The organism is Psychrobacter sp. UBA6766, assembly GCF_002453355.1.
GTDB lineage: Bacteria > Pseudomonadota > Gammaproteobacteria > Pseudomonadales > Moraxellaceae > Psychrobacter.
Genome location: NZ_DKGQ01000057.1, coordinates 1 through 23,293 on the forward strand (window position 1 = coordinate 1; position 23,293 = coordinate 23,293).

General features: G+C 43.5%; 15 protein-coding genes and 1 pseudogene. 3 read left to right on the forward strand and 13 right to left on the reverse strand.

Annotated elements, in window-relative coordinates; genetic code table 11:
• Positions 1 to 26 precede the first annotated feature (26 nt).
• Positions 27 to 959, reverse strand: a complete 933-nt coding sequence (gene purU / locus B4K26_RS12175; protein WP_409521366.1) for a formyltetrahydrofolate deformylase — start codon at positions 957 to 959, stop codon at positions 27 to 29.
• 188 nt (positions 960 to 1,147) lie between these two features.
• Positions 1,148 to 11,089 carry an Ig-like domain-containing protein gene (locus B4K26_RS12180; protein ID WP_296245797.1) on the reverse strand — a complete coding sequence of 3,314 codons (9,942 nt, stop codon included), beginning with the start codon at positions 11,087 to 11,089 and terminating at the stop codon, positions 1,148 to 1,150.
• A gap of 484 nt (positions 11,090 to 11,573) precedes the next feature.
• On the opposite strand from B4K26_RS12180, the gene rpmB reads away from it, so the two are divergent.
• Positions 11,574 to 11,810 (forward strand): 50S ribosomal protein L28, encoded by a 237-nt coding sequence (gene rpmB, locus B4K26_RS12185; RefSeq protein WP_057761372.1) that lies wholly within the window; start codon positions 11,574 to 11,576, stop codon positions 11,808 to 11,810.
• A 133-nt stretch (positions 11,811 to 11,943) separates the two neighbouring features.
• Complete coding sequence (gene rpmG / locus B4K26_RS12190) at positions 11,944 to 12,099, forward strand: 50S ribosomal protein L33 (RefSeq protein ID WP_010201403.1); 156 nt, start codon at positions 11,944 to 11,946, stop codon at positions 12,097 to 12,099.
• Positions 12,100 to 12,257: 158 nt separating this feature from the next.
• Here rpmG and B4K26_RS12195 read toward each other — a convergent pair whose 3' ends face one another.
• The 11 genes and pseudogenes from B4K26_RS12195 to ispH form a co-directional block, all read right to left on the reverse strand.
• Entirely contained in the window at positions 12,258 to 12,569 is a 312-nt protein-coding gene (locus B4K26_RS12195) for a hypothetical protein (protein WP_296245798.1), read from the reverse strand.
• A gap of 197 nt (positions 12,570 to 12,766) precedes the next feature.
• Entirely contained in the window at positions 12,767 to 13,078 is a 312-nt protein-coding gene (locus B4K26_RS12200; RefSeq protein WP_296245799.1) for a hypothetical protein, read from the reverse strand.
• 119 nt (positions 13,079 to 13,197) lie between these two features.
• Positions 13,198 to 13,572 (reverse strand): hypothetical protein, encoded by a 375-nt coding sequence (locus B4K26_RS12205; RefSeq protein WP_296245800.1) that lies wholly within the window; start codon positions 13,570 to 13,572, stop codon positions 13,198 to 13,200.
• Positions 13,573 to 13,646: 74 nt separating this feature from the next.
• Positions 13,647 to 14,336, reverse strand: coding sequence for a ribulose-phosphate 3-epimerase (gene rpe, locus B4K26_RS12210; RefSeq protein ID WP_296245801.1), 690 nt, complete (start codon positions 14,334 to 14,336; stop codon positions 13,647 to 13,649).
• 79 nt (positions 14,337 to 14,415) lie between these two features.
• Positions 14,416 to 15,306: an S-formylglutathione hydrolase gene (fghA, locus tag B4K26_RS12215; protein WP_296245802.1), complete on the reverse strand. Its 891-nt coding sequence runs from the start codon at positions 15,304 to 15,306 to the stop codon at positions 14,416 to 14,418.
• Positions 15,307 to 15,512: 206 nt separating this feature from the next.
• Positions 15,513 to 16,985, reverse strand: coding sequence for a C13 family peptidase (locus tag B4K26_RS12220; RefSeq protein ID WP_296245803.1), 1,473 nt, complete (start codon positions 16,983 to 16,985; stop codon positions 15,513 to 15,515).
• A gap of 344 nt (positions 16,986 to 17,329) precedes the next feature.
• Positions 17,330 to 19,321, reverse strand: a complete 1,992-nt coding sequence (gene htpG / locus B4K26_RS12225) for a molecular chaperone HtpG (protein WP_296245804.1) — start codon at positions 19,319 to 19,321, stop codon at positions 17,330 to 17,332.
• 272 nt (positions 19,322 to 19,593) lie between these two features.
• Positions 19,594 to 19,803 (reverse strand): annotated as a pseudogene (locus B4K26_RS12230) (catalase); the annotation flags it as partial.
• A gap of 16 nt (positions 19,804 to 19,819) precedes the next feature.
• Complete coding sequence (locus B4K26_RS12235) at positions 19,820 to 20,635, reverse strand: thioesterase family protein (protein WP_296245805.1); 816 nt, start codon at positions 20,633 to 20,635, stop codon at positions 19,820 to 19,822.
• Positions 20,636 to 20,829: 194 nt separating this feature from the next.
• Positions 20,830 to 21,084 carry a hypothetical protein gene (locus tag B4K26_RS12240; protein ID WP_296245806.1) on the reverse strand — a complete coding sequence of 85 codons (255 nt, stop codon included), beginning with the start codon at positions 21,082 to 21,084 and terminating at the stop codon, positions 20,830 to 20,832.
• 1 nt (position 21,085) lies between these two features.
• Positions 21,086 to 22,042, reverse strand: a complete 957-nt coding sequence (ispH, locus tag B4K26_RS12245) for a 4-hydroxy-3-methylbut-2-enyl diphosphate reductase (protein WP_296245807.1) — start codon at positions 22,040 to 22,042, stop codon at positions 21,086 to 21,088.
• A gap of 466 nt (positions 22,043 to 22,508) precedes the next feature.
• Here ispH and gmk point away from each other — a divergent pair, with 466 nt between their 5' ends.
• Positions 22,509 to 23,135: a guanylate kinase gene (gene gmk / locus B4K26_RS12250; protein WP_296245808.1), complete on the forward strand. Its 627-nt coding sequence runs from the start codon at positions 22,509 to 22,511 to the stop codon at positions 23,133 to 23,135.
• Positions 23,136 to 23,293 lie beyond the last annotated feature (158 nt).

Here is a 23,293-nt window from a genome sequence, read left to right on the forward strand (position 1 = left end):
ACTAGTTATCTAGGACAGCCCCAAAGCTAATTAAAAACCACGGTTTTATGGCCGGCGACAATCACGCGATTTTGCACATGCCAATTCACCGCGCGCGCCAAGACATTGCGCTCGATATCACGGCCAATCGCACGTAATTCTGCTACTCCTTGACGGTGAGTGACGCGATGAACGTCTTGCTCAATGATAGGACCTTGATCAAGCTCAGCGGTGACATAATGTGCGGTCGCTCCGATAAGCTTGACGCCTTTCTCATAAGCCTGACGATAAGGGTCAGCACCGACAAAGGCGGGCAAAAATGAATGGTGAATATTGATGACTTGCATCGGCCAACGCTTGACAAAATCAGATGATAAAATCTGCATATAACGCGCTAATACCAGCAAGTCATTGCCTGCCATCAACGTATGAATCTGCTCTTCTGCTTCAGCCTTGTTATCCTTGATGACTGGCACATAATGGAAAGTAATGCCAAAGTTTTCTACTGCTTGGCGCAAATCTTCGTGATTACTGACAACAGAGGTAATCTCGCAATCGAGTAATCCGCGCTGATACCGCCATAACAAATCTAATAAGGCATGATCGAACTTTGACACTAAGATGCCAACCTTGGTTTTAATCGCATTGTTATGTAAGCGCCACGCCATATTATGGCGCTTAGCCACCGTATGCCCAAAGCTGGCTTCAAAGTTATCCATAATTTCGCTCAAGCCTGCTAACGCAAACTCTAAGCGCATAAAATATTGACCACCTTCGTGAGCGGTTGAATACTGATCGAGAGTGATAATATTGCCGCCATAACGATAAATAAACTCAGATACGGCTTGTACGATACCCGCTTGATCGCGACATTTTATGAGTAGCGTCGCGGTATCAATAGCCGCCACAACTGGTGAGTTTTGAGAATTTTTGCTCGACTTTATGCTTGCTGTAGCAGTCGTGGTATTGTCTGACATAATGCGCCCAATTAAAAATGAAACGTGCTTCTTACTTTGAATATGCATAGCAGCATAGGAAACCGACTATTCTAATCGCTTTTGCAATATTTTGCTGATTGAGTTGCTTGTATTTGGTTATTGAGATTATGAATACAAAAACCCCCAATTTGGGGGTTTTGTAAAATGCTAATTAAAAAATCACTGCGCTTTTATTCAACTTTTAGGGTTTTAGAAAAACCGAATCCATTGTTACTTACATCAACAGTTGAACCTAGTTCAAATGCTTTACCAAAATCTATAATATAAGAATTAAAGCCTGCAGTTGGTGCATTGGCTGAATTCTCACCATTGATAGAAACACTGTAATTTGGTGAATAAGGTGATAAAGCAACCTTAGTACGCGATGTATTCTCATTAATAGTTACACTCATACTATTGGTACAAGTCGCTCCACCATCACCAAATGGGCTAGTATTATTAATCCAAGGAGTTATAAGAGTTGACCCATTTACTGATAAATCATCTACTGAAGTTGGTAACTGATAATTCATACTTTGGGTGTTCTCGCTACCATTTAAGAAAGTAGAAGCGTCAAAGCGCACTTTTACCCAGTTCGAATAGCGCAATGGATAGCGAATCTCAAAATCAGCACGACCTTCATTATTAGTAACAAAGGTATAACTGTCATCCGATACTGTTCCACCAATGATAGCTACTGGGTTAATCGCTTCCAGCGTACCATTAGCGTTTTTGTCTTCATTTACGACAATGTCAGTATCTTTATCTAGAGTATAATTATAGTTTGCATCTTCTGTAGGGTACCATCCAGACTTTAACGGTACTGGCGTTTTTCCAGAGAAAGATCTTGGTTCAGGTGTTGTCACACTAATGAGCTTACCATTCTCATCAAACTCCTTAATATCAGCCGCTTGATAAGTTACGGTACTGTCTAATAAACAATATTTTCCTTGTGCGTATTCAGTAGCATAAGACTTAATTGACACTTCTTGCTCCGCTACAGCACGACCTGAACCATCCATGACAGATATCGAACCACGTACCGTGTAATATATATCATCAGAAGATAACTTATTAGAGAATGCTAAAGTAGTATATACCGCTTCTTCGGATACTGTAATATTAGTGGTCTTAATACCTATGCCTGCATTGTCCTCTAATAAACGCGCGTTAATAATCACGCCACCAATAGGAGAGCTAGCATTAGCCTGATAAATAACTCGTGCCTCACCTCTACTATTTGTTACTGCTGTGGCAGCAGATAAGCGACCTGCCGATGAGTCTGAGGCACGACTAAACACCACTGTTTGCCCTTCTACCGGCACATCATTTTTACCTTTGACCGTAGCAACAACTTCAGTGCTACCACCAGGACTAATAACAGATTTCACGGCTTGAAATAGCAGTTTATCAGGTGTTGTAGCACGGAAGCGTGTATCGACGGTGGTCTGATAACGGGGCTCGCCGTTTTGTAGAGTTTCGCCTAATACTTTGGCTTGTAGTACCGCTGTGCCGGCAAGCTCAGACTTTAGCCAAAACTTAACAGTAATGACGTTGTCGTTAATATCACTCGCTTCAATAGGCTTGGAGACGATGACATTATCTTCAAACTTACCGATATAACTGGTAATGAGACTTCCAAGAGAAGTCTGTAACTCTACTTGTTTCCCTTCTAACCCCTTCGCCTGATTGGCGTTATCAGCACGGATTTGAATTTGAATCTCTTTTGGCTCATTGACATCATACAGCTTTTCAATGTTAATAAAGCTGATACCCGCTTGGGACACTTTGACCAAATCAATGCTATTGATACTACGCTGGGTGTTGACACTGTCCTCGCCAACGGCGCGGGCAAGTACTTTTAAGTTACCATTATTGTCAAAGGTAAGCTGATCCTCTTTGACTTCAAACGTCGCTTGACCATCGCTATTAGTAGTCGCTATTGCCGTTGGTGCAATCAACTCGCCATTAGCGTCAATCAGCTGCATTGCTGCATTACCAATCGTCTGCCCTGCACCATCAATGAGGGTGGTAGTGATGGTAATCGCCTCACTATCTTGCAGCTTAGTGTTGCTCGCTTCAATACCAATTTTCGTACCCACGGCTGAGAGGCTTAGTGTTTTACTTTCGCGGGTAGTCAGTGTGACATCACCATTAGCATCATATTCAGGGGTAACTATCTTGGCTTCAATATCAATGGTGTGATTTATGCGCGCATTGATGCTGCCTGCGGCTAAAAGTACGCCGACATCAATTTGACCATTCGCATCAGTAGTCACCATGCTTGGTGTCGTAAGTGTCGCTCCACTTGCCGCTAGGTTGGTAATAGCCAGCTGTACAGGAACGCCGGCTAAGATGCCGCCTTTGCTGTCAGTCACGCGGAAGGTGGCATTGGTTTGATCTCCACCAGTAGTTAGCGTGGACTTATCAGAACTGGCCAATATTTGATAACTATCAATTGACGATGTATTTACAGCGACGATATAGTCTTGGTTCAAGTTAAAACCTTCAGAGGTAGTAGTGCTGGCGGTAACTCTGATGCCAGCTTCAATCTCAGCTTGAGTACTATTACCAGGCCCAGATTCAACAGCCACATTAAAGATTGCTATACCTTCGCTGTTAGTAGTAGCAGTCTTGTTGATAATGGTTACACTTTTTTGAATTGACTTATCAATACTTAAGCGCACATCACGGCCAGCAATATTGTTTTTATCATCCTTTAGACGCACAAAGACTTTAAAGGTATCGCCTTTGATATTGACTACTTTATTTGCGCCAATAGAAAGGTTTTCTTGAGTACCGCTTGCTGGGTTAGTAGTCTGTACTGTACTGGTTTTAGTCGCAATATTACCGTTAGCATCCGCAGCTGAGAAGGCGACAAAAAAGCTTGAGCCGATGGCTTTTTTCTGTTCCTCTGTCAACCCTGCTGGCACCGCAAGGGTATAACTGGCCACCCCTGAATTATTAGTGACCTGCTCTTTACCACTGACCAGACGCACGCCTTGCTCTGCAATCGCAGCAGGGAGTGCTAGGAAAACTTTTTGTCCCGCAATTACATTGTCTTGACTGTCTTTAGCAATGACTTCTACCTGTGTTTGACCACCGTTTAGGTTGAGTGGCTCAGGCGTTAAATCAATCAGATCAATCGCCGCTTTGGTGGACTGTACATTGAACTCAATCGCTTGCGTTTTACCTGTCAAGGTTTCACGCAGTATGGCTTCAAGTTTTTTGTTTTTTAGCGCCGCTTTTTGCTCTTTAGTTAAGTTATTAGGCACAGTGACGGTAAAGCTGACATTACCACTAGCATCCGTGGTCACTGAGGTGATGCTGTCGCCTGCTTTGCCATTGACGGTCAATAGTTTTGCTAATGATCTGTCCTTAAAATCAATGGTCACCGGTTGACCACTGATTGGAATATTGGTGGTTTGTGTGCTGATACCTGCACCCACAACGACCGTATCGCCTTCACCATTCAAGGTATAGTACGGACGGTTGTTGATAAGGGTTGGGTTGTTTAGGACGGTCAGATCAACTGCTGGTCTGACAATGTTAATTTGTTCAATATTAGAGGTATATTTACCGCCTTTTTCAACGTAAGACAGCTGGTAATTGATGCCGACATTTTTTAGTTCTTCACGCTCTTCATAGCCCAAACCTTCAGGGATAGTCACAATAAAGGTCGTTTCACCATTGAAGTCGATAATACTACTGTCCGTACTGACTGTAACCCCATAGTCTTGCGCTTTTTTGCCAAGAAGAATGCTGACCTCTTGATCTTTTGCAGCACTATTAGTTTTATTATTCAACAGCTGTACTTTGATGACACCTTCACCACCAAGCTCACTGATGGTTGGCGTGACAATGGAGGCAAAATATAAGCTGGTTGCAGGCTCTTTGACCGTTATAGTATCGCTGATAGACTTTTTAAGGTTATTGTCGTCAGTAATTGTGGCAACGTAGTTGATGCCATTTTTAAGCAGCGCACTTTTTTGAGCATCGGTTAGGGGCTGCGTTATATTGACCGTAAAGTTGACTCGGCCCGCCTTATCAGTCGTCTGCTCACTGTCTTCGATGACCACACCTGGTGCGTTTTGGATACTGAGTTTGACCTGCTTACCAAACGCAGCACTACTATCAGGGTATTTACCAGTAAGACTGATAGTCAGCTTGTCATCATAGATACTCACGCCATTGGGAGTACTGTTTGAAGTCAGTAGTATGTCACTGATAGCGTCTTTGTCAGTGATCAAGATATTATTACTTGTGGCCTGTGAACTGCGTTCAAGATCATCTGTAACCTCAGCGGTTAAGACAAACTTACCTATAGTCTCAAGACTATCTTTTTGTGCTTGGCTCAGCCCCTCAGGGACACGAACAGTATAACGGACCATGCCAGTACTATCTGTTGTTTGCGTAGCGGCGCTCTCTAGGGTTAGCAGTCCTGCGTCAATCAAAGCTTTATTTAATACTGCTTTAACCTCTCGATCAGCAACCACGCCGCCATTTTCGTCATTAACGCGGAAGCTAATGGTAGTGCTGCCGCCTGAGCTTGACAACTGAGTACTGCTCACTGTACCAAAGTTCAGCTGGTACTGTGCTTCAGGCGCTTCAGCATTTGCAGTAAAGTCTTGCTCTTTAATGCCATCGTCATCAGTCAAAATAGCAGTGTAATTAATGCCATTTGCTGCAATAGCTTGACGCTGAGCTGTGGTTAGGCTTGGGTCGATGTTGACAGTGAAGCTTGCCATACCTGAGGCGTTGGTCACTTGTTGACTGCCTACGATACTAAGACCTGCGATATCCTTTATAACAAGTTTGATATCTTTGCCAGCAGCGGCGCTACCGTCTGGGCGTTTACCGAGTACGCTTAGAATAAAGCTGTCTTTTAGGACGTTAATGACACTTGGTTTACTGTTTGACGTCAAGGTAGTTTTACTAGAAGCGCTAATACTGATCGGCTGACTCTCAACTGGAGTGCGTGCACCTGAAGTTTCTATTAAAACGGCTTTTAATTTGAAGCCTGTCGCATCTTCTAGCTGCTTTTTTTGTATGGCATTTAAATTATTTGGTGCATTTACCGTATAGTTGACCACACCTTGAGCGTTGGTCGTTTGTGACGAATTACCACTAAAGGTGAGTAACCCTGCATCTGTCAATGCCTTTGGTAAACTTGCAGTGACGTTTTGGTCAGTAATAACGCCGCCTAATTTGTCCGTTACGCGGAAGCTGACGACAATTGAGCCGCCTGAACTTGGCAACTGAGTACTACTGCTTGGGCTGACATTAATATTGTACTGCGCATCAGGGACTTCGGCACGAGCGGTAAAGTCTTCTTCTTTAATACCATCGTCATCGGTTAGGATGGCAGTATATTTAATATCATCTTTTGCCATTTGTTCGCGTTGATCTTGAGTGAAACTTGGGTCAATGTTGACAGTAAAGATGGCTGTACCTGAGGCATTGGTACGGGCTTCACTCTCTTTGACGCTAAGACCAGCCGTGTTTAGCATCACTTTGATAACTTTGTCTGAGACAACATCACCATTTTGCTTGTTCGCTTTCACTTGAATAGTGAACGTATTTTTTAGGACGTTCACTATCTCTGGACTGGTTTGCGACTTGAGACTGCTTTTGCTTTGTTGAAGTTGTGAGCTGATAGCAATCTGAGCGCTTAGTTGTTCACTGCGAACACCTGAGGCTTCGACTATACTTGCAGTTAGAGCAAACTTACCTTTGTCGTTCAATGTCTTTTTCTGTGCCGCGCTTAATCCAGCAGGAACACGGACAGTGTAGCGGACTTCGCCTCGCTCATTGGTAGTTTGTGTCGATTGACCGTCTAGGATAAGAAGTCCGACCAGCTTCTCAGGCAATGCGGCAGTCACTGCTTTACCGGCTATCACGCCGCCATCTTTATCATTAACACGGAAGCTGACGACTGTGCTACCGCCTGAGCTTGATAGCTGGGTGTTGCTAAGCGTACCGAAGTTAATCTGATACTCTGCAGCCGGAATTTCCACAGCAGCGTTGGACTTGCTAGTGGTCACACCATCATCGTCAGTTAGGCTTACTGTATAATCAATACCTGAGGCTACGAGTGCCTTGCGCTGTGATTCACTAAGACTTGAATCGATATTGACAGTAAATGTGGCATTGCCCGACCCATCTGTCGCTCGCTCATTGTCTTTGATGCTAATACCAGTGGCATTTATCGTTAGCTTCGCAAATTTATATGCCGCTACACTACTATCAGGACGCTTACCTGAGACTTGAATGGTAAAGCTATCTTTTAAGATATTAACGGTTTTTGGCTTTACTTGAGTGCGTAGGATGGTTTTGCTGACTTGGGCTTTATCAGTGATGCCAATCGTAGCACTTGTCGCTGACGTGCTAGCGCCTGACGTTTCAGTGGTTGTAGCAGTAAGAGCAAACGGTTCGGTCGCTTCAAGTGTGGTTTTTTGGCTAGCGCTCAACTCTGTTGGTACGCGCACACTAAAGGTGACCATACCATTGGCATCAGTCGTTTGAGTGGCGCTGCCATCTAGTGTCAGCAGACCTGCTTTGACCAACGCCGATGGCAGCGCGGCAGTCACAGGTTGATTAGTAATCACGCCGCCATTTTTGTCATTGACGCGGAAGCTGACGGTGGTTGTGCCGCCCGCGCTTGATAGTTGTGCACTGCTGATTTGACCGAAGCTGACTTTATATTGTGCATCAGGCACAACCGCAGCCGACTTAAAGCTTTGTGTGGTCACACCATCATCATCAGTTAAGACGGCTGTATAGCTAATACCGGATTTAGCAATGATGTCTCGCTGCTCTTTGGTTAAGCTTGGATCGATATTGACAGCAAATGTAGCATTACCGGCATTGTCAATGGCTTGCTCATTATCTTGAACGCTGATACCAGTAGTATTGATCGTGAGCTTCGCAACTTTATCTGTCGACGCGCTACCATCAGCACGCTTGCCTGAGACTTGAATGGTAAAGCTGTCTTTTAAGACATTGACAATTTTTGGCGAGCTTTGTGCGGTTAATACGGTCTGACTTTGTTGTACCTTATCAGTCACACCAATCGCCACACTAGCTGGGCTGCTAGCTCCTGACGCCTCAATAGCTTTGACGTTTAGTGGAAAGCCGCTGTTATTTTCGAGCAATGTTTTTTGCTCAGTAGTCAATCCTGTCGGCACACGTACGCTAAAACTAACCACCCCTTTATTATCAGTGGCTTGCTTGGCATTACCATCTAGAGTAACGACGCCTGCTTTGACCAATGTCGATGGCAGCTGGGCAGTCACGGATTGATTAGCGATCACGCCGCCATTCTTGTCATTGACCCGAAAGCTGACTGTAGTTGTGCCGCCAGCACTTGATAGCTCTTTACTTGTTATTTGCCCAAGTTTGATTTGGTACTGAGCGACAGGTACAGCAGCTTGGGCGGTAAAGTTTTCGATCGCACTGCTGTCATTATCGGTTAAGATAATTTGATAATCGATGTTACTGGCAGCGATGGCGCGGCGCTCAGCTAAGCCTAGGCTCGGATCAATATTGACTGTAAATGTGGCATTACCCGACCCGTCTGTCGTTTGCTTGTTGCCTGCAATGCTGATGCCGTTGATCCTTGAAATATTAAGCTCAACGGGTTTATTGATTGCTGCATTGCCATTAGGCTGCTTGGCGGCCACGCGAATACTAAAGCTGTCTTTTAACACATTGACCACGCTTGGCATGGTGCTGGCGCTGACGACAATGTTACTTCTGGTTGGGTCGGCACTGACAGTGATATATTCACTGACCTGCTCGATACTAACGCCTGAGTCTTCTGTTAAGCTTGCGGTTAGCTTAAAGCCATTTTTTTCGAGCGTTTTCCGGTCAAGGGCAGATAAATCATTAGGAATAGCGACAGTATAGCTGACCACCCCTTGATCATTAGTAACTTGCGCTGCAGCGCTCCTGAGCGTGAGCAGTCCTTTTTGCGCCAAATCTTGTGGCAAGCTGACTGTGACTTCTTTGCCTGTAATCACACCGCCGTTTTTATCATTAACCCGGAAGCTGATGGTAGTCTCGCCGCCGGTACTGAGCAGTTTTTTCTTGCTTGCCGTGCCTTTATTAATTTGATACTCAGCAACTGGCATGATGACGGATACGGTATCCGACTCACTGGTGATACCATCGTCGTCGGTTAAGGTGACGGTATAAGGGATGCCGTTTTTAACTAGGTTGTTACGCTGCGTGTCAGTCAAGTTTTGAATATTAACTTTGAAAGTAGCTTTGCCGGCGCTATTAGTGACCTGCTCACTGCCTTCGATGCTCACGCCTGGGATGTTATTAATAGTCAGTTTGACCGCTTTGTCACTTGCGGTGCTACCGTCTGGGCGCTTGGCAGCAACCTGGATACTGAAGCTGTCTTTGAGCACATTGACCGCGCTTGGAGCGCTCGCAGAGCTTAAGATAGTTTCACTCTCAGCGGTGATTTGTACGCGCTTACTATCAATGTTGCTGCTTGCACCTGATGACTCAATGGCTTTTGCACTCAGTACAAAGCCACCTGCGGTTTCTAGTAATTCTCGATTACTTTCAGACAAGCCCTTTGGAATACTGACAGTATAGCTAACCACCCCTTTGTTATTAGTGGTTTGCGTGGTAGTACTGTCTAAGCGTAATAGCCCGTTTTGGGTCAATGATGAAGGCAAGCGCGCAGTGACAGTCTCGCCTGCGACTGCGCCGCCGTCTTTGTCGCTTACGCGAAAGCTGATGTCTACGCTACTGCCAAAGCTTGAAATTCTAGGCTTGCTGACGCTGCCCGCTTTGATCTGATATTGCGCAGCAGGTATCTCAACCTGACTTTTGTTATTCGCTACAGTAATCGCTTTGTTTGGCTCAAATAAAGTGACTGTATAGCTGATACCGTCTTTGGCAATTTTGCTACGATCTACAATGCTCAATGTCGGGGCAATTACGATATCGACGAGCGCTTGGCCTTTAGCATCGAGGGTAAGTGCCTCTTTGCTTAAACTGACCCCTTTGATGGTATCGTTAAGTTTGATGGTTACTTTTGTATTTGCAATATTTGTTGGTACTTTATTATTGATAGCGTTAGCGTTAATAGTGAGCGTTTGCTTATCGCCATAAGCATTGATCTTATTGTCGTTGCCTGAGATAGCAAGCTTGTAATCTGATATAGGTAGCGCTACTTCCAATGTACCTGTAGCTTTTTTAGTAGCACCATTTTTTTCTACGATATTGATAGCGTAAGCAACACCTTGTAGCAGCCTATCACGCTCAGCTGCAGTTAAGTTCTCGTCTACTTTAATATTAAAAGCTGAGATACCACTTGCATCAGTAGTTTTATTATTACCACCGATAATAGAAATTCCTTTTATATCGGCAATACCCATACCAACAGTCACACCTTCTGCACGGGCGCCGTCAGTACCTTTAATAATAACATCAAAATTAGCTGTATCACCGTATGGATTTAGCTTATTATTAGAAACCGAAGTAGTCACCAAATTATTTTCTATATTAAGTTTACTGACTATTGGCGTTTGTCCACCATCTCCACTGCCTTCCTTACTGACACGAACCGTTAAGACTTGAGTGATTTCTGCTCCACTTGAAGACTGTTTAGCCGTTGCTTTTAATCCAAACCCATTAGATAGCAATTCTACCTTTTGTTCATCATTAAGCACTAAGGGATTAAGCTTAAGCTCATAAGTAGCTTCACCTTGCTCATTAGTATTCTGAACACTAGCACCCTGAATGGTTACACCAGTATTGGTAGAGTCATCAACACTTAAACTAACTGATCTATTAATAGCCGCCCCGCCAGATTTCGCCACAGCTTTAACAGTTACATTAAATGTAATAGGCTCATCTTTTAGCTTGATATTGACTGGGTCGGTATATAATTTCTGTAGACTAAAATCTTCTACAGGTATCTGTTCACCGCCGCCATTATTGTTGCCTCCACCGTTGTTATTTCCCCCGCCAGTACCCGGTTGTACGCCTAGATCAGGTGTAGGAGCGATTACGTCAGTACCATCGCCACCACCACAGCCTGCTAATGCTAATGCGCAAGTCAAAGAGGTAAGCTGAAATAATTTAGAAGTCAGTGGTAGTGAGCTATATGACATTTTTGAACTCCGCTGCGGATGCAATTCATTTGAGTAGACATACACAATCATTACATGGTTTCATATTAGAATACCAATGATACACATACTTACAATAATGGCAGGTGTATTAACAGATTGTATTAAATATATAACCGCAACTTTACTGACTTTTGTTATAACTTACAACTAAAAAATGGATCTTTACTATTAAATAATCAATCACATAGCACGCGCAATTCAGGGTATAATAGCTATCGTTTAAAGCAGCGATTATTATAAAAATATTTGAGTATTCATTAGTTTTATGGTATAAATGTCGGCTTTAAAATTTTCTGAATTGGTTTGCTTGTTATTTGCCTTTAGATGACAGTAATATCAGCTCAACCTTCATATAGTTTTGTTTGGTGCAAAGCTGCCGCTTGCTGTGTCCATGCCGCAAAAACGTGCAACTTGCCCAGACTGGTATGAGAATCCCTCATACCTCATAGATTAGGAGTTCGCCATGTCTAGAGTTTGCCAAGTGACTGGAAAGCGCCCTATGGTGGGTAATAATGTTTCGCACGCAAACAACAAAACCCGTCGTCGCTTTCTACCAAACCTTCATAACCATCGTTTTTGGGTAGAGTCTGAAAACCGTTTTGTACGTCTTCGTGTGTCTACCAAAGGTATGCGCATCATTGACAAGCTTGGTATCGACAAAGTGTTAGCGGATCTACGCGCACAAGGTCAAAAAGTATAAGTTAAAAGAAGTGGCATAGACTGGCGATAATTTTCGTCGTGTAAGCTGCTTTTCTGCTGTATTAATGACAGCAACTTACTATTTTAGATCCGTACCTATCGTTTGAAGACCCCTCATTTACAGGAAAGCTATCATGAGAGATAAAATTAAATTAGTATCGACCGCTGGTACTGGGTATTACTATACCACTACCAAAAATAAGCGCACTATGCCTGGCAAAATGGAAATCAAAAAATTTGATCCAAAAGTACGTCAGCATGTGATCTTTAAAGAAGCAAAAATCAAATAATTTATCATTAAATTATTTCGACAAAAAAGGGTTTATCAATAGATAAACCCTTTTTTTATTGCCAGTTTTTGACCCACCAATCATTTTAACCATACATCATCTTAGCCAGCCACTGTATTCCACTATTATAAATTTAAAAGCTATAACCCTGATTAGTTTTAGCTATAGTGAGTGGGCTCTTTATCATAGACATGGGCATGCCACTGACTCATTTGTTTTTGCATAATGACCTGAATTGCAGCATGAATCATATGCTGACCAATCGCTTGGGTATCGCTACCTAGTATTTCTTTCAGCTTATCAGAAAAATCGATGGTCATCAGCGGCGCTTCTTCTCCCTCGGCATCACGTAACAGTAATCTACCATCTGCTGCTTCAACCAACTCAAGCGTGGTTTCTTTAGCAAATCCAGCGAATTGATCGCGACTATCGTTATCTACTTCTATTTCATTATCAATATCGTATGGCATCTATTTTTTCCTTATTATCCCGTTTTATCGCTGCAAAAAGGCGCTAACTTCGTTTATAAAGTCCTTGTTTTACAGATTTCCGGGCAAAACTATCTTATTTATACAATGGACGCTTTGCACCGACAATTCAAGAGCTGACGCGTAAGTCTTTTGCCTAAATGCTACTTATCAACCCTAGTGAATGAGCTAAATAACAATTAACGCCAATAGCGTAATTTCGCTAAGGTAAATAAGAAAGCGACAAACATCCCCAGATAATACATTTGCTTTAGCTCAAGCGATGGGTCACGATATTTAAAAGGCAGGGCCACGGTGGCAGTGGCGGTAGGCAGGATGAGTAGCATCAATAGCCAATTTTCTATGACATTGAGCCAGCTTTGGAAGTCAGTGCCGTGACGTAGCGAGGCAAGTCCTAATAATAGACAAGCGATAATTAAGCTGGTAAATAAACTATTTGGGAGATCTTTTGGGTAAATAATATTGGCAATTTTGGTCGGTACAATTCGCATGTGAAATTCCAGTCACGCCATAGAAGCGTCACTTATTGATGAGTGATAACTTTCTAACGATTGATACTTTTGCTAACCGTCCTGATAGTATTTAAAAATAGAAAACAATCTTTTTAGGATTAGCTGTAAGTTCCCATTAACCACAGCATTGAAACACAAGAGGTCAAATAACCTAAACTAATGGCATTCCAACTTTCTATATGCAAACCTTTAACCTTGTTAAGTATGCGTGAGCCTACCCAAAAAAGCAGAGGAATACCAAGCAGAAATGCCGGTACTATCATCGCAGCATGGCGCAATACATCGTTGACATCATCACCTACCATCAGACGAAAACCATATCCTGCAAGACTTAATAACAGCGCAAAAACAGCCATTCCAATGGTAATGCCCTTGGGAACCAAGCTGCGTGTTTGCGAGCCAGATGAGTGTGGCTGATTATCGTTTACAGGTTCAGGCGGCGCTGACGATTTAACGGATTTTTGCGTGTTCATATTTCACCTTTGCATGACTTATCATCGACGATCATGATAACTTGATCTTTCACTCTACTAGCTATAGATGGGGATTAATAGCCATTTGCCAAGGCTAACTCTGCACGCATGGCACCGATAGCAGACTTATAATCTTTTTGGTTAAAGATAGCGGAACCAGCAACAAACATATCAGCGCCCGCTTCAGCAATAGCACGAATATTATTGGCCTTGATACCGCCATCCACTTCTAATCTAATATCACGACCACTGGTAATGATACGCTGACGCACTTGGCGCACCTTATCCAAAGTACTGTCAATAAACGACTGACCGCCATAACCTGGATTGACGCTCATGAGTAAAATTTGATCAACCTTATCCATGACATAATCTAAATAATGTAGCGGCGTGGCAGGATTTAATACCAAACCACATTCAGCCCCACCATCTTTGATCAGCTGCAAGGATCGATCAACATGCGAGCTTGCTTCTGGATGAAAAGTAATAATACTGGCACCTGCTTCCAAAAACTGCTCAATCATACTATCAACTGGCGACACCATAAGGTGAACATCGATTGGTGCCTCAACACCATAATCACGCAGTGCTTGACATATCATGCTACCAAAAGTTAGATTGGGAACATAATGGTTATCCATCACATCAAAATGAATAACATCGGCACCTGCTTCCAACACCCGCTCAACCTCCTCGCCCAGTCTGGCAAAGTCAGCTGATAAAATAGAAGGCGCGATAAGATAAGGTTTAGAAGGACTAGTCATAATGAAGCTACCTAATTGGGTTTTGTAAAAAGGTTTAATGGTTGGTTTGTCTCGTGAGGTGTCAGGGTATATATCTAACCTATCCCATCTGCGCCATACGCCAGTGGTGTTCAATATGATCATTAATGACCGTCTGAATAAAATAATAGCTGTGGTCATGACTGGCGTGATAACGTAACGTCAGTGGCTGCTGTGCCTTTTCACACGCTTTTTGTAGTTGAGGGGTTTGCAGTTGTCCTTCTGCTAAGAAGTTATCAGCAGCGCCTTGATCGACCAAAATACTCGGATACTGTTGCCCAACGTCTGCAATCATCTGTGAAGCATCTGCTTTTGCCCATAGCGACTTATCATCGCCAAAGTACTCTGAATAAGCGGCTTGGCTCCACGCTGACTCGCTGGCCGCACAAACAGGCGATAAGGCAGAAACACTAACAAACTTACTGGGGAATTTAAAGCCCAATAGTAACGCGCCATGACCGCCCATCGAATGACCAGTGATGCCGATACTATCAATTGGGAATTCTGAGCGCAGTAAATCGTATAATTCGTCAACGATATAGCTTTGCATATTAAAGTGTTCTGACCAAGGCGCTTGCGTCGCATCGACATAATAGCTTGCGCCCTGCCCAACAAAATAACGCTCATCGTTTGCCACTTCATTGCCGTCACTACTTCTCGGAGAAGTATCGGGCGCGATAAAAATCATGCCAAGCTCGCTGCATTTTTGTTGAAAATGCGCTTTATGAGTGACATTATCCGCATTGCAGGTCAATCCTGAGAGATATAAAACTGCGGGACAACGGCGGCCAGCCAACGCTTCATCTGGTAAATAGATACTAAACGTCATCGGCGTTTTGGTCGAGGTTGACTCATGACGATAGTAATGCTGCTCGCCATCGAAGCAGCGATTGACGCTGACTTGCTCAATCTTTGAGTTGGTAGACAAACTGTGTTTATAAGAATTATTCATAAGTGATATCCTTTTTATTCAAGATAAAATAAGCGACGAGTGCTAACTATTAGTCATTACCATTTAGTATTACCACTAAAGCAATAAGGTAGAGACAATCAGTTAAAGACGCTTGTTTAAAGACAGTCAGACACTCAATCGTAGCATTTTAAAAATTCAAAAAGCGCTTCATCAGTGGTAACGCAAGCTATATTGACCAGCCTACATCAATCATTTTCAGGCACGTTATCGATTGCGCTTGAGGTATCAGGATATTGGGCAACCTTAACAGAATTCGGCCGATTAGTCATATTAGCGAGTGACGGCCGTGTTTTATCAAACAACACTTGCTCAAATGCGGGCAAAGCGGTTTCCATTAAACTACCGATGACCATTTGTGGCTCCGATGGTTCAAATCCCATATAAAGCTCACGCTCATGAACGCGATATGCAGCGTCCTTAAAAGCATCAGAGAAACTGGTGTTTTCACGCAAACTTTCGGCAAAGAAAGCCTGACCAAAATATGTCATCTCAGCACTATTGGTACACCCAAACGACATCTTGTCAGCGGCGGAGGCAGTAATAATGACCGTCGTTGGCGACGCTAATTCATCGATAAATGAACCTGAATAACAGGCGGATACCACAATCACGCGCCAGCGGATTCCCGAGGTATCCAACGCTTCACGCAACCATGTGGCATCTAAATTATCCATTGCCAACGGCGGATTTGCCAGTTGGACGATATTTTCATTACCGTGTGACGATAGTGTAAGAAATAATACATCTTCATCGGCATTCATCTGCTGACCAATAGTTTTCAGGCCGCGCAAAATACTGGTCTTCGTCGCAATTGGCTCATCTAACCACGTATAGTTATTATTTATCAATGCCAGCGAGTGACCACTGGTACCAAAGCGCACATCAAACAATTCACGTACTTTGTTAATCTCAGAACGAAAGACGTCTTGACCAGAAAATCCTGCCACACCCATAAAATACCAGTCACTTTTGCCCGGTATACTAGGATCAATACGGTCTAAAGCTTCCTGCAATAATCGCGGCTGCTCATATAGAGCCGCTTCTTCTAATATTGGCTCAATAGGGATTTGCTTAAATATGGGCTGGTCCGCAACATTGCGTTGCCAAATGGTCAATAATGCCACTGCCCCTATTAAGACGATAATTCGCTCCCACCAAGAGATGCGCAGGCGACGAAAAAATATCCATAATAAAGCCAGGGTTTGCCATAAAAACAGCACTAAAAATAAAATGGGTAAAAAAGAGTAGCTCCAACTGGGCAGCCAACCATAACTACCAAAAAACTGCACAAGGCTTTGCAGTAACGCCGATAGTGTATCGGCGACTAGCCATAGAATGACAGGCACAAAAACCAGCGCTTGATTGCCAGCGCGGCGTGCCAAAATAATACCGCTCAATAGAATAATCATCGGCCAAATTAAATAGCTGACCAATCCTTGCTCATTAAAGACGCTACCGTTTGCCGCGGCCAACCATGAAAATAGAACATTACTACCCAGCGCTAGTAGCGCGAATACGGCAAACTGGATAAAGGTAGGTTTTACCCAAGAAAATGCCCGCGTCGACCCGACTAGCATCCATAGGGTCGCAATGATATTAGCAGCGAAATTGAGCGAAAAGCGCTGAAGCGATACGGTTTTTAATGACGCAAGTGACAAAGACTTAGACCTCTAGCCAGTCGAGAGAAATAACGCCAATCAATGATAAGGAATTTTGCTGCGCATATTTTTATGCCTGCCCCTGAATATAGCTCAGTCTGCATTTTTATGGGGTTCTTCGGCAGCAATTCTATCATTAACGGGCGATAAAATAGGATTGAAAAGCAAGAAACCTAGCTTAATAGCTTAACTCGCTAATCTATCACAATTGTAACGGATTGTCGGTCAAGAGGATAAGGCTGATTTGTAAAATATACTCAAAAATCTCTCTAAACGCTTATCAAAATTTCATTAAAAAAAGGAGGCCTCAGAATAAAGACCTCCTTTTTATTAAACAGCAAATATTATTTCATCAATAGCTCATTGACACGTTTTAGATACGCGGCGGGGTCTTCTAATTGACCACCATCTGCTAATAATGCTTGATCAAAAATGACCTGAGCGAGCTCATCAAACTGCTCACTACTTTCAAGCTTCTTAATCAGTGGGTGGTCAGGGTTGACCTCAAGCGTTGGTTTGCTTTCTGGCACATCTTGACCCATTTGCTTGAGCATCTGAATCATCTGCGGGCTCAGCTCACCTTCACCAACGACCAAGCAGGCTGGGCTATCAACCAAACGCGTTGAGACTTTGACATCTTTTGCGCGCTCACCAAGTGCCGTTTTTAATTTATCAACGACTGGCTTCATGGCTTCCACCGCTTTTTCCGCTTCAGCCTTTTCTGCTTCATCTTGCAAGTCACCCAAATCTACCGCACCTTTAGCAATATTTTGCAGCGGTGTGCCATCAAATTGGGTTAAGAAGTTCATCGCCCATTCATCGACACGGCTGGTCATCAAGATAACTTCGATGCCTTTTTTCTTAAATAGCTCAAGTTGTGGACTATTCTTTGCTGCCGCTAGATTGTCAGCCGTTAGATAATAAATCGCTTTTTGACCGTCTTTCATGCGACCTTTATAGTCTTCAAAGCTGGTCTCTACTTTGTCATTGGTACTGGTGGCATAACGCAGCAATTTAGCAATGCGCTCTTGATTACCCATGTCTTCGCCAAGACCTTCTTTAATCACATCACCAAATTCGCTATAGAACTGGGCAAATTTTTCTTGTTTATCGCTATCTTCGCTATTAGCAAGGCTTGCTAGCAAGGTCAAAATACGACGCGCGTTACCATCACGGATAGATTTTACATCGCGTGATTCTTGCAGGATTTCGCGGCTGACGTTTAATGGCAAATCGGCTGAATCAATGACGCCTTTCACAAATCGCAGATACATTGGCAGCAATTGCTCAGCGTCGTCCATAATAAACACACGCTTCACATAAAGCTTTAAGCCGTGCTGCTGCTCACGCGTGTATAAATCCATCGGCGCTTTTTTAGGAATATATAAAAGCTGGGTATATTGAACGCGGCCTTCAACACGGTTGTGCGTCCATGTCAGCGGCGCATCCATGTCATAAGTGATGTTTTTATAAAAATCGATATATTCATCATCTTCAATTTCAGATGCTGAGCGCGTCCAAAGCGCACTGGCTTTATTGATGGTTTCCCACTCATCAGTGAGAACCATTTGACCGCCTGCTGGCGTCTCATCATTTTCGTCTTCTTTCACATCTTCTTGCCAAACTTCTTTTCGCATCTGAATCGGCAGACTAATATGGTCGGAATACTTATTGACCAAACGCTTAATTTTACCGCGGTCTAAATAATTGTCTTCACCCTCGCTATACTCTTCTTTGAGATGCAAAGTGATCGCAGTGCCGCGTTCAGCTTTAGTGATTGGCTCAACGGTAAAGCTACCCGTGCCGTCTGAAACCCAGCGAACGCCTTTATCGGCAGGCTCGCCAGCTTTTCGTGACTCAACGCTAATGGTATCGGCAACGATAAAGCCTGAATAAAAACCAACCCCAAACTGACCGATCAATTGACCGTCTTGCTTTTGTGATTCAGACAGTTTATCGAGGAAAGCTTTGGTACCAGATTTGGCAATCGTTCCTAGGTTTTCGATAGCGTCAGTCTCATTCATCCCGATACCGTTGTCGATAAAGGTAATGGTTTTAGCGTCCTTATCGACAGCGATACGAATTTTTAACTCGCCGTCATCCTCATAAAGGCTATCATCATTGGTTGCTTCAAAACGTAATTTGTCACAAGCATCAGAGGCATTAGAAACCAACTCACGCACAAAAATATCGGCATTAGAATATAAAGAATGCGTCACCAAATGCAGAAGCTGCGCGACTTCTGCTTCAAAGCTGTGTTTTTTTAATTCCGGGCTGTCTTTATCAACGTTGATGTCATTAGCGTTTTTATTTTCCGCTTGGGCCTGTTCACTCATAAAAACTCCTATTATTGATATCAAAAATGCTGTTACCAGCACGCATAAATCGCAAATTTTCAAATACCAGCAGATTAGCGAATCTGACTCATAAGAATACGCTTTAAACACTGCTAGGCTGCTTAATCAGATAAGGGCACAGGTAAAAATTTCAAGATCAAAGATGGCAAAAATAGTCCATAAGTCATAAAAAACCGCCCTAGTTTCCTAAGGTGGTATTTTTAGATAAATATAGAGCAGTCAAATTCTATCGTTTTCATTTTCTACAGACATTATAAACAGCTAGGTAGATGACGAGCAGGATCGCTATCACGTGCTGCCATAGCGTCTTCAACACTCTTACCAAGTGCTTTGGCAACGCCAGCACCATAAGCAGGGTCGCTCCAGTTGCAGTTGCGGATATGACAATATTTAATAAAATCGAGCGCGTTACTCATTGCGATGACGGTATTATCAAATAATAGCTGCTTTTGCGCATAATTCTGCCGTCAATTTAGATTAACGCGGCATCGGGCGAATGGTCAAAATCTGCTCACTACGGCCAAACGGTCCATGCACGTCATGCAATACGGCACTGGTCAGCCCAATGCCGTCGTTGCCATATTGCTGCACCGCTTCGATACCAAGCCAGCGTCCTTTGGGAGCGCGATGCATATGGATTTGCAAATCCGTATTGGGGAACATCCATTCCAAGTTTGACAAACCAAGACCAAGGCGCGGCACGATACCATTTGCCGTATCAACCATACCCAATAGATGTACCAAGTCGTCAGTCGTTTCGCCCTCTACCATATCGAGATCATTGGTAACCCAAACCATACCACGGCCAGCGCGGCGATCTGGTTCGGTAACGAAGCGTACGCTTTCAATAAAACCGCCTGGCCAGCCTTTCATATCTTCCCAGGCCGACAAATCTTCAGGTTGATGCAGGGCTTTTTGGTCTTCAAGTCCTGCAATCTCGCTGGTATCTTGCGTCATCAATCGCCACGCACGTGCAATAATCGCATCACGGCCACGACTACTCATCACCGCTTCAATCAGCTCAATCGTTTTGCCCGGACGGATACAACGAGTAGTCACCGTAAAATCATCGAGCGGTATCAACCCTAAAATATCGAGACTAATGCGCGCAATACGCATATTTGCTTGCGGCGCATAGCCTTCAAGCTCGGCGGTCAGCAAACCAGTCGCTGGCGCCATATGCTGCTCGTGTTCATTCCAAGCGCCTTGCGCATGCTTAGTTGGCTGATAATGGGCAACGCTGATACCATCTTCTTGTTGTTCGCGTTTGATAAAGCGGTAATAAGCTGACATGACTATCCTTAATTTTTATCAATTCTCTCTTATTCGCTCATTCAGTACGGTGACTGCGGTGAGACGTGAACTATCGTTAGTGAGATATAAGTGATTAGGGCGTGTCCTCAATTCAATCGATGGACATCTAAATGGGCTAAAAGTGTATCAGACACACCTTCATACAGTTTTTATTTCACTCAATTAGATTCTGCTTAATTTGTTCGCTTAGTAAGCTCTTGTTTTTTTAAGGTAAGCAACGTACGGCTTTTCGCCATCACAAATAGAAAAAAAGCCATAATAGCGATAAGCGCGCCATATAAAACACTATAATCTTTCATAAATTGCGCGCCATTAAGCACCAGCATCACTATCAATATGACAATAGTAAACAGGTTAATTTTTAACTGCTTGTTAATGTCATCAAGCGTCGCTTCTGCTAATACAAACCCTTTTTTCTGCTTGCTCATGCTATTTACCTACTTGCGTGACTGGAATACGCAGCGCCTTTGGTAAACTAAAGGTGACATTTTCCTCAATACCTGACAGCTCGCTTGGGAAATCCCCACCCCAATCTTGCAGCTGCTGTAGCACCTCTTGGATTAATACCTCGGGGGCAGACGCGCCAGCAGTAACGCCGACGCTTTGAATGCCATCAAACCAGCTTCTATCCATTTCAGTGGCATTATCAATCAAGTACGCACGGCAATCCATACGCTCTGCCAACTCACGCAAACGATTAGAGTTTGACGAGTTTGGCGAGCCAACCACTAAAACCACCTCACAGCGACCCGCTAAATCTTTGACCGCATCTTGGCGGTTTTGGGTGGCGTAGCAGATATCGTCTTTGCGCGGACCTTGAATACTGGGGAATTTTTCACGCAGTGCATCAATAACGCGCGCGGTATCATCCATTGACAAAGTCGTCTGAGTGACAAAAGCCAGATGCTCAGCATTTTGAACGCTGAGCGCTTCAACATCGCTTTCATTTTCGACGAGATGAATCTGACCACCATGACGACGATTAAAACGCCCCATGGTGCCTTCGACCTCAGGGTGTCCTGCATGACCAATCAATACCGCATCCATACCGTCCTGGGCAAATCGCGCCACTTCGATATGTACCTTAGTGACGAGCGGACAAGTGGCATCAAATACCGTTAAATCACGGCGCTCTGCCTCGTCTTCGACAGCTTTTGAGACGCCGTGGGCAGAAAATATCACGATTGAGCCATCAGGCACTTCATGCAGCTCCTCGACGAAGACCGCGCCACGATTGGCCAAATCAGACACCACAAATTTATTATGGACGACTTCATGACGCACATAAATGGGTGGCTCAAATCGTGTCAATGCTTCGTTCACTATCGCAATCGCGCGATCCACACCAGCACAAAATCCACGTGGATTGGCAAGATAAATTTGCATAAGAGGGCCTATCATTAGATAATTTATAGTTAAAGCTTAACGTCAAACTGCTGCGTATCAAAATTTGAGATAAAATCAATGCTCTACTTTAGCATAATTCCCTTTTATTGCCTTTTAAAATAGCGCTGTTTCAAATTAACCGTCCATTGATAGAGCGCATTGACAAAGCACATTGTCATGAAAATAGAGAATAAATAAGGCTAAGTCACAAAAAGCCTTTTCTAATTAAAATAAAAGCACTCGAAGCAGTTTATAATGACGTATCGATGAGAAATCAATAAAAATCTATAGCGCCATACTTGATGGCGTTTTTTCTTTTTACCAGTTTTTAGCGATTTACGAGGAAATTTTTCGGTCTTTTAACAGCACGTATTTTACTAGCTCATATTTTCTCAAGACGTACTTTATTAGAATACATGGTATTAGAGCAGATTTCATTAGCATACACTCCATTAGGAAATACCCTATGACAGGTTCATTATTTATTATTACCGCTGCCTCGGGCACAGGCAAAACCTCACTGGTAAAGCAGTTACTTGCCACCACTAATGACCTAACCGTTAGCGTTTCGCACACCACGCGCGCTCCGCGTCCAGGCGAAATTGACGGTCATCATTATCATTTTACCGACGTTGATAAATTTGTAGCTGCCATCGGTGAAAATAAATTTTTAGAGCATGCCGAAGTATTTGGCAATTATTATGGTACCTCAGAGCAAAGCGTGCGCGCACAGTTAGAAGCAGGCGTCGATGTCATCTTAGAGATTGATTGGCAAGGCGCGCTCCAAGTCAAAAAAATATTTACCGATGCGATTATGATTTTTATTTTGCCGCCGAGCCTTGCAACCTTACGACAACGCTTGTCAACGCGTGCGCAGGATACAATGGAAGTGATTGAGCAGCGTTTGGCAGGTGCAGTCACTGAAATGGCGCAATACGTACATTTTGATTTTGTGGTGATTAATGACAATTTTGAAGTGGCATTGACTGAGCTAAAATCCATCATCGTTGCTGACAGACAGACGCTTAAACGCCAGCAGCAGCGCTATCACCGTACTATCACTAATTTGCTAAATAGCCAAGTCGATGAATAAGCGCTGACCAAAATAGCCTTAAGTGCCAGTAGACATAAAAAGCAACTACGCGCCTAAGCAAAAAATGCTATAATGTCTAGCTATCCCCTTTTACATTTTTGATATTATTTTTATTGAGTCGCGGACAGGCGCCGTGACTGATAAAAACAACCGAGGTA

Excerpts from the sequence above, each read along its gene's own strand:
- B4K26_RS12180 (WP_296245797.1), bottom strand. The coding sequence starts at position 11,089 with ATGTCATATAGCTCACTACCACTGACTTCTAAATTATTTCAGCTTACC.
- rpmB (WP_057761372.1), top strand. The coding sequence starts at position 11,574 with ATGTCTAGAGTTTGCCAAGTGACTGGAAAGCGCCCTATGGTGGGTAAT.
- rpmG (WP_010201403.1), top strand. The coding sequence starts at position 11,944 with ATGAGAGATAAAATTAAATTAGTATCGACCGCTGGTACTGGGTATTAC.
- B4K26_RS12195 (WP_296245798.1), bottom strand. The coding sequence starts at position 12,569 with ATGCCATACGATATTGATAATGAAATAGAAGTAGATAACGATAGTCGC.
- B4K26_RS12200 (WP_296245799.1), bottom strand. The coding sequence starts at position 13,078 with ATGCGAATTGTACCGACCAAAATTGCCAATATTATTTACCCAAAAGAT.
- B4K26_RS12205 (WP_296245800.1), bottom strand. The coding sequence starts at position 13,572 with ATGAACACGCAAAAATCCGTTAAATCGTCAGCGCCGCCTGAACCTGTA.
- rpe (WP_296245801.1), bottom strand. The coding sequence starts at position 14,336 with ATGACTAGTCCTTCTAAACCTTATCTTATCGCGCCTTCTATTTTATCA.
- fghA (WP_296245802.1), bottom strand. The coding sequence starts at position 15,306 with ATGAATAATTCTTATAAACACAGTTTGTCTACCAACTCAAAGATTGAG.
- htpG (WP_296245804.1), bottom strand. The coding sequence starts at position 19,321 with ATGAGTGAACAGGCCCAAGCGGAAAATAAAAACGCTAATGACATCAAC.
- B4K26_RS12235 (WP_296245805.1), bottom strand. The coding sequence starts at position 20,635 with ATGTCAGCTTATTACCGCTTTATCAAACGCGAACAACAAGAAGATGGT.
- B4K26_RS12240 (WP_296245806.1), bottom strand. The coding sequence starts at position 21,084 with ATGAGCAAGCAGAAAAAAGGGTTTGTATTAGCAGAAGCGACGCTTGAT.
- ispH (WP_296245807.1), bottom strand. The coding sequence starts at position 22,042 with ATGCAAATTTATCTTGCCAATCCACGTGGATTTTGTGCTGGTGTGGAT.
- gmk (WP_296245808.1), top strand. The coding sequence starts at position 22,509 with ATGACAGGTTCATTATTTATTATTACCGCTGCCTCGGGCACAGGCAAA.